Below are 13,029 nucleotides of genomic sequence, written 5' to 3'. Positions count from 1 at the left end.
CCGGCTTCACATCATCGCCCTGGACTGTTCCAGCTCCACCAGCAGGGTGCTGGCCAGCTCGTCGCGCGACACTTCGAACTGCTGTTCACGCAGCAGGTCCTTCACCGCCACCACGCCGCGCGCGAGCTCGTCTTCACCGGCCAGCACCACGAAGCGGATGCCGGCCTTGGCCGCGTACTGGAACTGCTTGCCGATCTTCTTCGGCTCCATCTGCACTTCGGTATTGATGCCACCGGCGCGCAGGCGGCGCGCGATGTCCAGCGACTGCGGCATGCCCTGCTCGTCCATCAGCGCCACCAGCGCCTGCACGCTGCTGGCTTCGATGCCGTCGATCAGGCCCGCCTCGCGCAGCTGCCAGAACAGGCGCGACAGGCCGATGGAGATACCCACGCCCGGCAGCTTCGACTTGCTGTAGTGGCTGGCCAGGTCTTCGTAACGGCCGCCCGAACAGATCGAGCCGATCTGCGGGTGGTCGGTCAGCGTGGTCTCGTAGACGGTGCCGGTGTAATAGTCCAGGCCGCGCGCAATGGAGAAGTTCAGGCAGTATGCGGTTTCCGGCACGCCCAGCGCCTGCACCAGCTGCAGCACTTCGCGCAGTTCGGCGACGCCGGTACGCAGGATCTCCGAAGAACCGGCGTCGGCTTCCAGCGTGGCCAGCTGCGCCAGCGCATCGGCATGGCCCTGCGAACGCACAGCGACGAAGGCCAGGATCTTCTCGACCTGTTCTGCCGGGATGTTGAAGCCCTCGCCCACCAGCGTCTCGCGGACGTAATCGGCGCCACGCTTGTCCAGCTTGTCCACTTCGCGCAGCACCGCCAGCTGGCGCTCGCCTTCAGCCACGCCCAGGCTCTCGAAGAAGCCGCGCATCAGCTTGCGGTTGTTCAGCTGGATGCTGAAGTCACCGATGCGCAGTTCCGAGAACACCGCATGGATGACCGCCAGCACTTCAGCGTCGTACCGCACGCTCAGGCTGTCCTTGCCGATCACGTCGATGTCGCACTGGTAGAACTCGCGGAAACGACCGCGCTGGGCACGCTCGCCGCGGTACACGCGCTGCATCTGGTAACGGCGGAACGGGAAGGTCAGTTCGTGTTCGTGCTCGGCCACGTAGCGTGCCAGCGGCACGGTCAGGTCGAAGCGCAGCGCCATTTCCGGCAGCGAACGGTCGCCCGACTCGGCAGCGTTGGCCAGCGCGCCGGTGGACTGCACGAAATACACCTGGCGCTCGGTCTCACCACCGGACTTGGTCAGCAGCACGTCGGACAGCTCGAACACCGGCGTCTCCACCGGCAGGAACCCGAAGCGCTCGTAGTTGCGGCGGATGACGTCCAGCATGCGCTGGAACGCAATCTGCTCGCGCGGCAGCAGCTCAAGGGTGCCGGGCGGGGTACGGGGCTTGATCACGGGCGGAACTCCTGCTGGAACGGGACGTGGGAGGGGGCAACATTCTAGCGCCCCCGCCTCCGGCAGGGTCGAACGGCCGCTTGAAGTATCATAAGGCCCTCCCCGCCCGCGATACGCCCCCCGCAACATGTCACGGCCTTCCGGCGCTCCGCCCGCCACCAACGATCCCGCCTCGCCGTCCTGCACCACGCTGGACTGCCTGCACTGCTCGGTTCGGCACCTTGCGGTGTGCTCGGCGCTGTCGCCAGACGAAGTGCAGGCGCTGGAACAGGTCACCGTCTCGCAGCAGGTCAGCATGGGCAGCACGCTGGCACGCACCGGCGAAGAGCGCGACCATGTCTATACATTGACCGCCGGCGCACTGCGCCTGGTGCGCACCCTGGCCGACGGCCGGCGCCAGATCAACGGTTTCGTGCTGCCCGGCGACTACCTGGGCCTGAGCGGCAGCGACCACCATCGCTACGACATCGAGGCCATCGCCGACAGCCGCGTGTGCCGTGTCGCGCTGCCACAGATGAAGGCCCTGCGCAGCCGCTTCCCGCACCTGGAGCGCAAGCTGCTGCAGCGCGCCTGCCAGGAACTGGATGCCGCACAGGATGCTGCGCTGGCGCTGGCACGCCTGCAGCCGGCCGAGAAGCTGGCCGATTTCCTGCTGCGCCTGGCCGCGCGCGAGGCCAAGCTGGGGGGCGACGGCCTGCGCGTGTCGCTGCCGATGGGCCGCGGCGATATCGCCGACCATCTGGGCCTGACCATGGAAACGGTCAGCCGCACCTTCACCAAGCTGCGCCAGCAGGGGCTGATCGCCCTGCCCCACCTGAACGTGGTGGAGATCCTCGACGAGGATGGGCTGCGCACGCTGGCCGGTGAAGGGTTGATCTGACCGCATCGCGGTTGGTTGGGTTGCCGGCCAGCGGCCGGCACTACCGGAAGGATGCAACACGGGTAGTGCCGGCCGCTGGCCGGCAACCGCCTCCATCTGCGATCAACGCAGCAACACCTCGCGCAAGGCCGCGTAATCTGCCGCCAATGGTTCGGCGTGCGCCGGTCGCTGCAGCAAGGCATCCAGCGCAGGTGGCACCGCCACCGTTTCGCCGATCAGCGGCTCGACCACAGCCTCGAACTTGGCTGGATGCGCCGTAGCCACCGCCGCCCAGTCGCCCTTGGCACCGCGCGCGCGCAGATCCTGCAGCACCTTCACCGCCGTCGCCGTGTGCGGGCAGAACAGCTCGCCGCGGCTGGCATGCGCTGCGGCAATCGTCGCGCGGATGGTCACGTCATCCACCGCGAACGCGCGGAAAGCTGCACGCAGCTCTGCGTCGTCGCCGTGGTAGAGCCAGCGCAGTCGCTCGAAGTTGCTCGGCGCACCCACGTCCATTGCATTGGCCACCGTCGCCACACTGGCCTGCGGCTGGTAGTCGCCACCATTGAAGTACGCCGGCAGCACGGCATTGGCATTGGTGGCCAGCACGACCTGGCCGATCGGCACGCCCAGCGCGCGCGCCAGCACGGCTGCCATCGCGTTGCCCAGATTGCCGGTCGGCACCACCAGGTTGAGCCGGCGACGATGCGCGGCGTAGTGGGTCAACGCTGCATGCGCGTAGTAGCTCATCTGCGGCAGCAGTCGGCCCAGGCTGATGCTGTTAGCCGAGCTCACCGGCACCTGCGCCTGCAGTTCGCGGTCGGCCAGCGCCTGCTTGACCATCGCCTGGCAATCGTCGAATGCGCCCGTCACGCGCAGGGCCTGGATGTTGTCGCCGAAACAACCGAGCTGATGCGCCTGGCGCGGAGACACGCGACCCTCCGGATACAGCACCACCACGCGCACGCCCGGCTGGCGATGGAAGGCCGCCGCAACGGCGGCACCCGTATCGCCGGACGTGGCGACGACGATCGTCAGATCGCGATCCTCGCCGCCCTGCAGGCGCGACAGCGTACCGGCCAGGAAGCGCGCGCCGATATCCTTGAATGCCGCCGTCGGCCCATGGAACAGCTCCAGCACGTGGTCACCCTCGCCGAGTGCACGCAGCGGCACCGGGAAGTCGAACGCTTCGCGGCAGATCGCCGGAAGCGCAGTCTCAAGTGCATCGCCCGCAAAGAACGGTGCCAGCAGATCGGCGGCGGTATCGGCCAGGGTCGCCCCGGCCTGCAGCTCGCGCGCGGCCGGCAGATGCGCGGGAACATACAGCCCGCCATCGGGCGCCAATCCGGCGGCGATCGCCGCGCTGAGGCCAACGGCGGGAGACTGCCCGCGGGTCGAAACAAATTGCATGGGATCGGTTTCCAGAGAAGGGGAAGGATTCAGCACAGCCGGGCTCCCGGCGCATCCAGCGGCGATACCCAGGCGTCACTGTCGAAGCCGGCCGCAGCGAACGCTGCCTGCACCGGCGCCACGGCGGCGCGGGCCTGGTCGGCATCCTCGAACCAGGCGAACACACTGGGTCCGGCACCGGAGATGCCCGCACCCATTGCATGGGCCGACAGCGCTGCATCACGGGCGGCCTCGAAGCCGGCAATCAATCCGGCCCGTCGCGGTTCGACCAGCACGTCGCGCAGTCCCGCGCGTACCAGCGTCGCATCACTGCGATGACAACCACTGAGCACCAGCGCGAGGTTCGCGCTCTGGGCCACGAACTCGCCCAGCGCATAGCTGCCCTGCAGGGCCTGGCGGGCACGGCGCGTTTCCAGCACCGCGTGCGGATGCACCAGCAGGCTGTGCCAGCTGGCAGGCACCGGGACCGGCAACAGGCGATCGGCCGTGCACAGCGCCAGGCCACCCAGCAGCAGCGGGCCGACGTTGTCACCGTGACGGCCACCACTGGCCACCGCCTCACCGTCCAGCGCGTAGGGGTACAGCGCTTCGCGCGGCAACGGGGCCTGCAGCAGCGCATTGGCGGCGACCAGCGCCGCGACACTCGACGCTGCCGAACCGCCCATGCCGGAACCGAACGGGATGCCCTTGTCGATCTCGACCGCGAAACCGAAATCCAGGCCCAGGCCTTCGCGCAGCGACATCAGCGCAGCCCCGGCGGTGTTGCCGGCGGCGTCCAGTGGCAGCGCGACGGCACTGCCACGGATCGCATCGATCCGCACCACCGGCTCGTCGATGCGGCGCACGCTCACGGTATCGCCGATACCGGCAATGGCATGGCCGAGAATGTCGAAGCCCACTGCCACGTTGGCCACCGAGGCAGGCGCGAACGCACGTGCGATCACAGCCGCGCTCCTTCACCGGCGGCGACCCGCAGCAGGTCCGCGAACACACCCGCTGCCGTCACCTCCGGACCCGCACCCGGCCCCTGCACCACCAACGGGTTGTCGCAGTAGCGACGGGTGCGGAACTGCACCACGTTGTCGGTCAGCCGCAGGTTGGCGAAGGCATGATCGGCCGGCAGTTCCTGCAGCCCCACCGAGGCGCCGTCGGCACCCAGCCGTGCCACATAGCGCAGCACCGCACCACGCGCCCGCGCATCCTGCAGGCGTTGCAGCAGGCTGGCGTCGGACTCGCCCAGCCGCGCCATGAAGTCATCCACGCTGCCCTCGCGCAGCAGCGCCGGCACCAGGCTTTCCACTTCCACCTGCTCAAGACTGAGCGCGTGGCCGGCTTCGCGGGCCAGGATCACCAGCTTGCGCGCCACGTCCACGCCCGAAAGATCGTCACGCGGGTCCGGCTCGGTGTAGCCCATCGACCGCGCCTGCGCGACCAGCTGCGAGAATGGCTGGCTGCCATCGAAGCGGTTGAACAGCCAGGCCAGCGTGCCGGAGAAGATGCCTTCGATGGCCAGCACCTCGTCACCGGTATCGACCAGGTCACGCAACGTGGTGATCACCGGCAGGCCCGCGCCCACCGTGGCCTCGTAGCGGAAACGCGCACCACTGGCCGCCGCCGCGGCGCGGATGCGCTGGTAGCGCGGCAGCGGCCCGGCGCCGGCCTGTTTGTTCGGGGTGACCACGTGGACGCCGGCTGCCAGCCAGCCCTCATAGCGCTCGGCCACCTCGGCACTGCCACTGCAGTCGATCACCACCGCATGCGGCAGGTGCGCGGCCAGCAGGTGTTCGGTGAAGCGATCCAGATCGCTGGGCTCACCCGCCTGCTGAAGGGCTTCGCGCCAGTCGGCATGCAGCCCATCCGCTTCCAGCCGCATGCGCGAACGCGAGGCCAGTGCGCGCAGGCGCAGATCGACATTGGCCTTGGCCAGCAACTGCGGGCGCGCGGCCAGCAGCTGGTCCAGCAGCGCGGCACCGACGTTGCCAGGCCCGATCACGCCCACCGCGAAGGTCTGCGGCGACAGCCAGAAGCCGGCATGCGCGGCGCGCAGGGCGCGGGTGGCATCGGCACTGTCCACCGCCACCGAAATGTTGCGCTCGGACGAGCCCTGCGCGATTGCCAGGATGTTCACCTGTGCGCGGCCCAGCGCCTCGAACAGGCGTGCCGCCACGCCGGGTTGACCGGCCATGCCGTCGCCCACTGCCGCCAGAACGCTGACGCCCTCGCTGACCTGCACGCGCTGCACCTGGCCCACCGACAGCTCATGCGCAAACGCATGCAGCAGCGCCTCGCGGCCACGTGCAGCTTCGGCGGCGCGCACCACGCAGCAGATCGAATGTTCCGACGAACCCTGCGAGATCATCACCACCGACACCTGCGCCTGGCGCAGGGCAGCGAATACGCGCTCTGCAGTGCCTGGCACGCCGATCAGGCCGGTGCCTTCCAGGTTCAACAGGGCCAGGCCCGGGCTCAGGGTCAGGCCCTTTACCGGCCCACGCGGCGAGCGCTCGGCACTGATGCGCGTACCCGGATGCGCCGGTTGGAACGTATTGCGGATGAAGATCGGCAGGCCCAGGCGGATCGCCGGCGACATCGTCTGCGGGTGCACCACTTTGGCGCCGAAGTAAGCCAGTTCGCAGGCCTCGTCGTAGCTGAGCGATTCGAGCTGCACGGCTTCGGGTACCAGGCGCGGGTCGGCTGACAGCACGCCGTCGACGTCGGTCCAGATGTGCAGTTCATCGGCATTGAACAGCGCGGCGAAGATCGCGCCGGAGTAGTCACTGCCGTTGCGGCCCAGGGTGGTGATGCGGTCATCACGGTCACGCGCGACGAAACCGGTGGCGACCAGGCGCGGCTGAGGATGTTGAAGGCGCCATTGCGCGAGGCGGTCGGCGCTGGCTTCCCAGTCGACATCGACGCCCAGCTCGCCATGCCCGACCACCAGCACATCGCGCGCATCGAGCACCGCACAGTCTTCGCCCAAGGCACGCAGGTGGGTGCCAAGCAACTGCGCGGAGAACACTTCGCCCAGGCCCTGCACGCGGTCCAGCACCTCGCGCGGCAGCTCGCCGATCACTGCCAGCGCCGCCAGCACTTCGGCCAGCTGATCGAAGCGGGCGTCGATCCATTCGACCGTCTCGCCGACCTGCTCGCCCAGCAGCGCCACGGCGGCGCCACGGTGGCGCGCGCGCAGGGCATGCCAGGCCTCGCGCCAACCCTGGTCACCCTTTGCCGCCAGCTGCGCCAGATCGATCAGCGCGTCGGTGACCCCCTTCATCGCCGAGACGACAGTGACCTGCAGCGACTCAGGACGGGCCAGCAGCAGGCCGGCAACATGGCGATAGCGTTCGGCATCGGCCACCGAGGTGCCGCCGAACTTGTGCACGACAGTGGACGGTGCAGCCAGATCGGCCGGGGCAACGGGATGGGCGGGGGCGTGGGAAGACATGCAGACCTCGGTAGGAGGCCCCGTCGCATGCAGGTGTCGAGTTTCCCCGCCACCTGGATGGTGCGGGGCCGTGGTTTTCGGGAGTTACACGAAGACGACGGGCCGCACCAGGGCAGTGGTGACGGTGGTGGTGGTAATGGTGGTGGTGGCGACCGGCGCAGTCGGACGGCCCGCAATGGCGGGGGCGATCAGGCTGGCGTGGGCGGCATCAAGGACCATGACGCACAGAAAACACTGTGCGCCGGTCCGCTGTCAAGTGCTGCGATGCAAAAAATCATTGCGGCGATCATCGGCCAACGTGCCGGCATTTGGTTGCATCTGAGACCAAGCCGGCATCAGCACGCTTGACGCCCACATTCAGCCTGCATGTTCGGCGATCGCCCGTGGCGAGCGATGGGCATGCGCGCACAGCATCACGCCGGCCACCAGGAACACGATCGCCAGCGCCTCCAGCAGCGAGGGCCAGCGCTGCTGCCAGGCGAAGGCATACGCCAGCGCGAACAGCGTCTCGAACACGATCATCTGCCCGGTCAGGGTCAATGGCAGCAGGCGGCTGGCACGGTTCCAGAACGCGTTGCCGAGGATCGAGGCCACCACTGCCACGCCGGCGCTGATCGCCCAGAAGCCACTCCACTGCGCCGCGGTGTGGGTACCGCTGTGGCCGATGAAGGCCATCGGCACCAGCAGCAGGGCCAGGCCGCCAGTGGTGACGCCGGTCAGCAACGACCAGTCGTGGCTGGACAGGTCCGGCCGGCGTGCCAGCCAACGACTGTTGCCGATCGAGTACAGCGCCCACGAGAACAGCGCGCCGAACGCACAGAGCAGGCCGATCAGGCGCTGCCGCCACGGTGTTGCGAGGTGTTCGGACATCAATGCTTCCCAGCCCACCAGCGCCACGCCGAGCACGCACAGGCCCAGCGCCGGCAGCAGCTGCTTCAACGGCACCGCGCCCTGCTCGCGCACGCCAACCACAGTGACCACCACCGGAATCAGGCCGACAATCAATGACGCCGCCGCGCCACCGGCCCACTGCACCGCCGTGGCCAGCAGCAGGAAGTACACTAGGTTGCCAGCCAGGCTCAGCCACAGCAGCCCGAACCATTCGGCGCGGCCCAGCCGCGGTGCCAGCCGCTTCCAGCGCGGCAGCAGCAGAGCGATGGCAATCAGGCCATAGACCAGGTAGCGACCGGCGGACAGTTGCAGGGCATTGAACGACTGCAGCACGGCGGGGGCGAGAAAGACCACGCCCCACAGCGCGCCAGCGGCAACGCCATTGGCGATGCCCAGGGCCATCGGGTTGTTGCGCATTCGGGTTCTTCGGGGGAAGAGAACGGGCCGCGCAGTGTAAGCGCTGGCCAGCGGGCGCTCTTGACCGAGGCTATTGCCGTGTCATCTCTGTAGAGCCGAGCCAATGCTCGGCTGCGATTGGCCGCTGTGCAGATAAGGGCAGCCGAGCGTGGGCTCGGCTCTACAGGTCATATGGCGCCCCTGCGCCAGGCGGCCGGCGTCTGTCCGCACTCACGACGCAGCGCACGGGTCAGTGCACTCTGCTCGGAATAGCCTGCCGCCAGCGCGATATCGCTGATCGGCGCCGCACTGGTACGCAGTTGGTGCTTGGCCCAACGCAACCGGCTTGCACTGAGCCAGGCCTGCGGGCTCAGCCCGAACTCCCGCTGGAACAGCGCATGCAACCGGCTTTCGCTGACACCGACGAAGGCGGCCATGCGTGCTACCGGCCACGCCTGGCCCGGATCAACCTGCACCGCCGCGCACAGGCCCTGCAGGCGCGCACCACTGCCCGCCGGTGCGAACACCTGGAGCAGCTGCGGCAACAGGGCCGGCAGTGCCTGGCCCTCACACACCTGCGCCAGGCGCTGTCGCAGCGCCAGTGGCAGATGCAGCCAGCGCTGGCGGCACAGGTGTTCCTGGGTACCGTCATCGAGCACACCCGGGGGGCAGTCGACGATCACGAAAGCATTCGGGCCATCGGCCATCTGGTCGTGTGCTTCGCCAGCCGCGACGAAGGCCCCCTGCAGCAGGTCCAGGCGACCACCGCGGCCTTGCATCTCGAACTGCAGTTCGCCCTGCAGCGGCAGCACCCACTGCGCGTAGTCATGACGGTCCAGGCCGGTGGCCTGGCCGTAGTGCCGCAGGTGGAAGATCGCGCCCATATGACGAGTGTGCGCGTGCTGGCATTTCCCTGCAACGCGGCCCCGGCACCGGCCATGCTATGTTCCAGCCAGTTACAGACGCAGGGATGGCAGGATGAACAGCATGATCCGATTGCTTCCGCTGGCACTGGCCAGCGCCTTACCCCTGGCCGCCCTGGCCCAGGCGCCATCCGCGCCATCGGCCGCCGAGCGCATCGCACCTGCACCGCACTGCCTGGACGCACGTGACGTACGCCAGGTCGAGCAGGAGACACCGACCGCCATCGCGGTCCGTGATGGCAGGGGCCAGTCCTTCCGCATCGACTTCAGCGCAGCCTGCCCGGGTGTCAACGAAGCCAGCGCACTGCGGCTGGAGGCGCCTTCGGGCTGGGCCTGCGGCCGCCCCAGTGAACAGGTGATGGTGGATGGCCGCCGCTGCGGCGTCGGCAGTGTCACCCCGATCGACAACCGGGAATTCGCCAGCACCGCTCGCCAGAGCAGCCGCCTGTACGCGGCCACCCTGCCGCCGGTGAACGTGACCGCCACAGGCAAGCCCAGCCGTGGCGGCAGCAGCCCGCGCCATACCTTCCAGGCCTCGCCAGCGTTCTGCTTCGCCACCCGCCATGTGCGCAGCTGGAACGAGGATCCGCAAGGCGTGGTGGTGGAGACCAATCCGCGCCGCAATGGCGGCAATCGCTACTACCGCGTCGAACTGGCCGGCAGCTGCTCGATCCTGGCCGGGGCGACCTCGGTGGAATTCCAGTCCGGTTTCCAGAACGGCCTGATCTGTGGCAATCCGGGCGATCGCATCGTGGAGACGCCGTCCGGAATCCCCGGCGACATGCGCGCCAGCACGCCGCGCTTCGCCCGCCCGGGCTGCAGCGTGCTGGCGGTCTATCCGAAGGACGCGCCGGACCAGGCCTCGCGCTAGCCGTCCACGCCGAGGAAGGCGAACGGTGCACTGGGTACGAAGTGACCCAATGCATCGCCGGCGAACGTGTTGCGCTGGTCCTTGCCAAGGTCGAGCTTGAGCACCTGGCCGCCGAAATCGACCTTGTTCAGATCGATCCAGAAGGTGTTGGGGGTCAGCGCCGATTCGAAGAAGTATAACCGCCGCTTGTGGTCGGCCACCGTGCGCCAGCGCGTCGATGAGATGTTCGGCTCGCCCGGCGTGGTGATGCCATACGGCACCGACGCATTGCGGATCACGCTGAACACGCTGGCCAGCGCTTCCACCGGGTCCTCGGCCTTGGGAATGGCATTGATGTAGAACGACGCACGCGCGAAGCGGTCGGACGAGCGGTTGGTACCTGGCAGCATCACCGTGCCACCGATCTGCTGCCAGTAGCTGTTGAGTGCCAGCTGCTGCTCGAAGATCGGCGAGTTGGTCATCACCTGGTAGCGCCGGTCATGGTGGATCACCTGGCGCCCCCCGATGTACTCGACGATGGCACTGTCGCCGCTCGCGTCGGACAGCGACAGATGCAGCGTTGCCTGGCGGTCCTCGCCCGGCACCTTGTCGGTGACGATCGAGTACGGCTCACGCTTCAGCGCCGCCACCGCCTCGTCCACGGTCGCGAAATTGTCCAGCACATACTGCGCCCACAGCGAAATCGCCAGTCCCGGCTTGTTGCCGCGCTGCTGCGGATACTCCGATTCGACCAGCCACAGCAGGTTGGCCACCAGGCCCTTCTCGTTCATGCCATCGGTGGTCGACACGTCGTAGCCGGTGGCCACCACCGAACCATAGCGCGCTGTCCAGGCCAGCGACTTCGGTCCGGCCTGGCCGGTGCGCGCGATGCCGCGCGGTAGCACGTAGAGATTGGTGGCCACGTCGACCTTCCAGTCCATCGAGCGTGCGGTGATCACATCACCGTTGTCACCCAGGTACACCGCGCGCGTGCAGGCCAGCGCCGGTGCCACCGCAGCGGCCAGTGCGACCGCCAGCATTGCCCTGCCCGTCCACTTCATCCGTACCATGTCGTTGTGCTCCTTTCCCCGTGAACCCCGGATCTGACCGCACGCAGGGTGACACAGGGGTGAAGCCTCAGCGTACGACCCGATCGTGCAGCCAGAAACCTGCAAGCATCGCAGGCACGAACCACAGCCCTTCACGCGATGCGACTGCCAGCCCGGCGATGGCCGGTCCCGGGCAATAGCCAGCCCATCCCCAGCCGATACCGAACAGTGCGGCGCCCAGCAGCAGGCGCGCATCGACATCACGCGCACTGGGCAGCTGGAAGCGCAACGCGAACCACGGCTGCGCGCGGCGCAGCACCCAGCGCTGGCCGACCGCACTGACCAGCAGCGCCGAGCCCAGCACCCACACCAGGGTGGGATCGAAATCACCCGCAATGTCGAGGAAGCCGAGCACACGGCGCGCGTCGGTCATCCCCGAAAGCGCCAGCCCCGCACCGAACAGCGCACCCGCCGCTGCCGCGGCCCCTGTCGCGCGGCTCATGCCGGGCCTCCGCCGTGGCGGATGAGGAACGTCGTCAGCATCGCGCAGGCCATGAACACCAGCACCGCCAGCAGCGAGCGCTTCGAGCCGCGAGCCATGCCACAGACGCCGTGACCGCTGGTACAGCCACTGCCCAAGCGGGTGCCGAAGCCCACCAGCAGGCCGGCGCCGATCAACTGCCAGGCAGGCAAGGCATCGCGCAACTGAACCCGCGGCGACGCGTCGGGCAGCGACTGCCACCACAGCACCAGCCCGGCCGCCGCGAGCAGGCCAGACAGGAAGGCCCAGCGCCATCCGCGCTCGCCTTCCGCTGCGCGCAGACTGCCTGCGGCGATCCCGCTGATACCGGCCACACGCCCGAGGGTGGCGAGCAACAGCACTGCGGCGGCGCCGATCAACCCACCGCCGGCCACCGCAGTCCACGGCAGGTTCATGCCCTGCCCTCATTCACGCCCTTCATGGGATTGCCCTTTTATTTAGATTTATCTAAATTAGACACGTCTAAACAAAAAGGTCAACCATGCCCAGCACCCCGCTCGACAGTGCCGCGATGGCCAAGCACGCCGCGCAGGCCGCTGCCCTGCTCAAGCGCCTGGCCCATCCTGCCCGCTTGCGCGTGCTGTGCCGCCTGGTCGAAGGCGAAGCGCCGGTACCGGAGCTGCAGGCGCTGACCGGATTGAGTGCGTCCGCGCTGTCGCAGCACCTGGCTGTGCTGCGCGATATGGACATCGTGGCGACCCGGCGCGAAGCACAGGCCATCCACTACCGCATGCAGGAAGGGCCCGCATTGGGCGTGCTGCAGGCGCTGCATGCCGCCTATTGCGGCGGCGGCACCTCGGGCTGACGCTCAGCCGGCGTGCAGTGCTGGCTGCACAACGTTGTCGAGCAGGTCCACCGGCGTCGGCGCGGAGCGATCACCCTGCAGCGTACGGGTAAAGCCCGACCAGTCACTGGATGACAGCTGGCGCAACAGCGCCTCCTCCACCGGCAGCGCGCGCATCGACCAGTACGGAAACTGGCGCTGGCCCAGGCGGCCGCGCGCCAGTTCAATGATGTCGATATGGCTGCCGGCCTGCAGGATGCGTTCGTAGACCGAACCGATGCCATCCGGCGGCCCTTCGATGTACTGCAGGAAACGCCCGCCGTCGTGCAGCAGCACGCCGGTCACGCCGGCCATCTTGTTGAAGCGGGCCGCATCGTCGACCAGCGCCTGCAGCCGTCGAGCGGAGAGATCCGGCAGCGCCCGGCTGACATAGGCGATCGCACGCAGTGGCATGGTGCTTCCTTGGCAATATCTGCC

At 68.3% G+C, this 13,029-nt stretch carries 14 protein-coding genes; 4 read left to right on the top strand and 10 right to left on the bottom strand.

The features are described 5' to 3' along the window. Positions 1–6: 6 nt before the first annotated feature. On the bottom strand, positions 7–1,404 hold the full coding sequence (gene hisS, locus ACT6SE_RS09085; protein ID WP_049420211.1) for a histidine--tRNA ligase: 1,398 nt from the start codon (positions 1,402–1,404) through the stop codon (positions 7–9). Positions 1,405–1,531: 127 nt separating this feature from the next. Here hisS and ACT6SE_RS09080 point away from each other — a divergent pair, with 127 nt between their 5' ends. Next, entirely contained in the window at positions 1,532–2,284 is a 753-nt protein-coding gene (locus tag ACT6SE_RS09080) for a Crp/Fnr family transcriptional regulator (RefSeq protein ID WP_010482595.1), read from the top strand. 102 nt (positions 2,285–2,386) lie between these two features. On the opposite strand, the gene thrC is transcribed toward ACT6SE_RS09080, so the two are convergent. From thrC to thrA, 3 genes are read right to left on the bottom strand one after another with little or no spacing between them, the layout of a single operon-like run. Further along, positions 2,387–3,673: a threonine synthase gene (gene thrC, locus ACT6SE_RS09075; RefSeq protein ID WP_046430348.1), complete on the bottom strand. Its 1,287-nt coding sequence runs from the start codon at positions 3,671–3,673 to the stop codon at positions 2,387–2,389. A gap of 29 nt (positions 3,674–3,702) precedes the next feature. Next, positions 3,703–4,617 (bottom strand): homoserine kinase, encoded by a 915-nt coding sequence (locus ACT6SE_RS09070; protein WP_014646943.1) that lies wholly within the window; start codon positions 4,615–4,617, stop codon positions 3,703–3,705. Then, a complete protein-coding gene (gene thrA, locus ACT6SE_RS09065) occupies positions 4,614–7,118 on the bottom strand; it encodes a bifunctional aspartate kinase/homoserine dehydrogenase I (protein ID WP_046430347.1) in 2,505 nt (834 codons plus the stop codon). Before thrA ends, ACT6SE_RS09070 begins: the two co-directional genes overlap by 4 nt. 27 nt (positions 7,119–7,145) lie before the next feature. On the opposite strand from thrA, the gene ACT6SE_RS09060 reads away from it, so the two are divergent. Next, positions 7,146–7,466 carry a hypothetical protein gene (locus ACT6SE_RS09060; protein ID WP_164072103.1) on the top strand — a complete coding sequence of 107 codons (321 nt, stop codon included), beginning with the start codon at positions 7,146–7,148 and terminating at the stop codon, positions 7,464–7,466. 9 nt (positions 7,467–7,475) lie between these two features. Here ACT6SE_RS09060 and ACT6SE_RS09055 read toward each other — a convergent pair whose 3' ends face one another. Both ACT6SE_RS09055 and ACT6SE_RS09050 read right to left on the bottom strand, forming a co-directional pair. After that, positions 7,476–8,426: a DMT family transporter gene (locus tag ACT6SE_RS09055; RefSeq protein WP_032957678.1), complete on the bottom strand. Its 951-nt coding sequence runs from the start codon at positions 8,424–8,426 to the stop codon at positions 7,476–7,478. Positions 8,427–8,593: 167 nt separating this feature from the next. After that, the gene (locus ACT6SE_RS09050) at positions 8,594–9,289 is read right to left on the bottom strand and encodes a helix-turn-helix transcriptional regulator (protein WP_014646939.1); all 696 of its coding nucleotides are present in this window, start codon (positions 9,287–9,289) and stop codon (positions 8,594–8,596) included. A 103-nt stretch (positions 9,290–9,392) separates the two neighbouring features. Here ACT6SE_RS09050 and ACT6SE_RS09045 point away from each other — a divergent pair, with 103 nt between their 5' ends. Beyond that, positions 9,393–10,199 (top strand): DUF6491 family protein, encoded by an 807-nt coding sequence (locus ACT6SE_RS09045; RefSeq protein ID WP_046430345.1) that lies wholly within the window; start codon positions 9,393–9,395, stop codon positions 10,197–10,199. Here ACT6SE_RS09045 and ACT6SE_RS09040 read toward each other — a convergent pair. The 3 genes from ACT6SE_RS09040 to ACT6SE_RS09030 all read right to left on the bottom strand — a co-directional run bounded on the left by ACT6SE_RS09040 (position 10,196) and on the right by ACT6SE_RS09030 (position 12,163). Then, positions 10,196–11,248, bottom strand: coding sequence for a linear amide C-N hydrolase (locus ACT6SE_RS09040; protein ID WP_014646937.1), 1,053 nt, complete (start codon positions 11,246–11,248; stop codon positions 10,196–10,198). The genes ACT6SE_RS09045 and ACT6SE_RS09040 overlap by 4 nt on opposite strands. A 67-nt stretch (positions 11,249–11,315) precedes the next feature. Then, positions 11,316–11,729 (bottom strand): DUF6691 family protein, encoded by a 414-nt coding sequence (locus ACT6SE_RS09035; RefSeq protein ID WP_046430343.1) that lies wholly within the window; start codon positions 11,727–11,729, stop codon positions 11,316–11,318. Beyond that, a complete protein-coding gene (locus tag ACT6SE_RS09030) occupies positions 11,726–12,163 on the bottom strand; it encodes a YeeE/YedE family protein (protein ID WP_014646935.1) in 438 nt (145 codons plus the stop codon). The genes ACT6SE_RS09035 and ACT6SE_RS09030 overlap by 4 nt, the downstream gene beginning before the upstream one ends. 86 nt (positions 12,164–12,249) lie before the next feature. Between ACT6SE_RS09030 and ACT6SE_RS09025 the strand changes: the two genes are divergently transcribed. Beyond that, positions 12,250–12,573: an ArsR/SmtB family transcription factor gene (locus ACT6SE_RS09025; protein ID WP_032957672.1), complete on the top strand. Its 324-nt coding sequence runs from the start codon at positions 12,250–12,252 to the stop codon at positions 12,571–12,573. 3 nt (positions 12,574–12,576) lie between these two features. On the opposite strand, the gene ACT6SE_RS09020 is transcribed toward ACT6SE_RS09025, so the two are convergent. Then, entirely contained in the window at positions 12,577–13,005 is a 429-nt protein-coding gene (locus ACT6SE_RS09020; protein ID WP_014646933.1) for a BLUF domain-containing protein, read from the bottom strand. Positions 13,006–13,029 lie beyond the last annotated feature (24 nt).

The sequence above is a fragment of the Stenotrophomonas sp. LC732 genome (assembly GCF_052446685.1).
GTDB lineage: Bacteria > Pseudomonadota > Gammaproteobacteria > Xanthomonadales > Xanthomonadaceae > Stenotrophomonas > Stenotrophomonas muris.
This window is presented reverse-complemented; position numbering and strand designations above follow the sequence as displayed.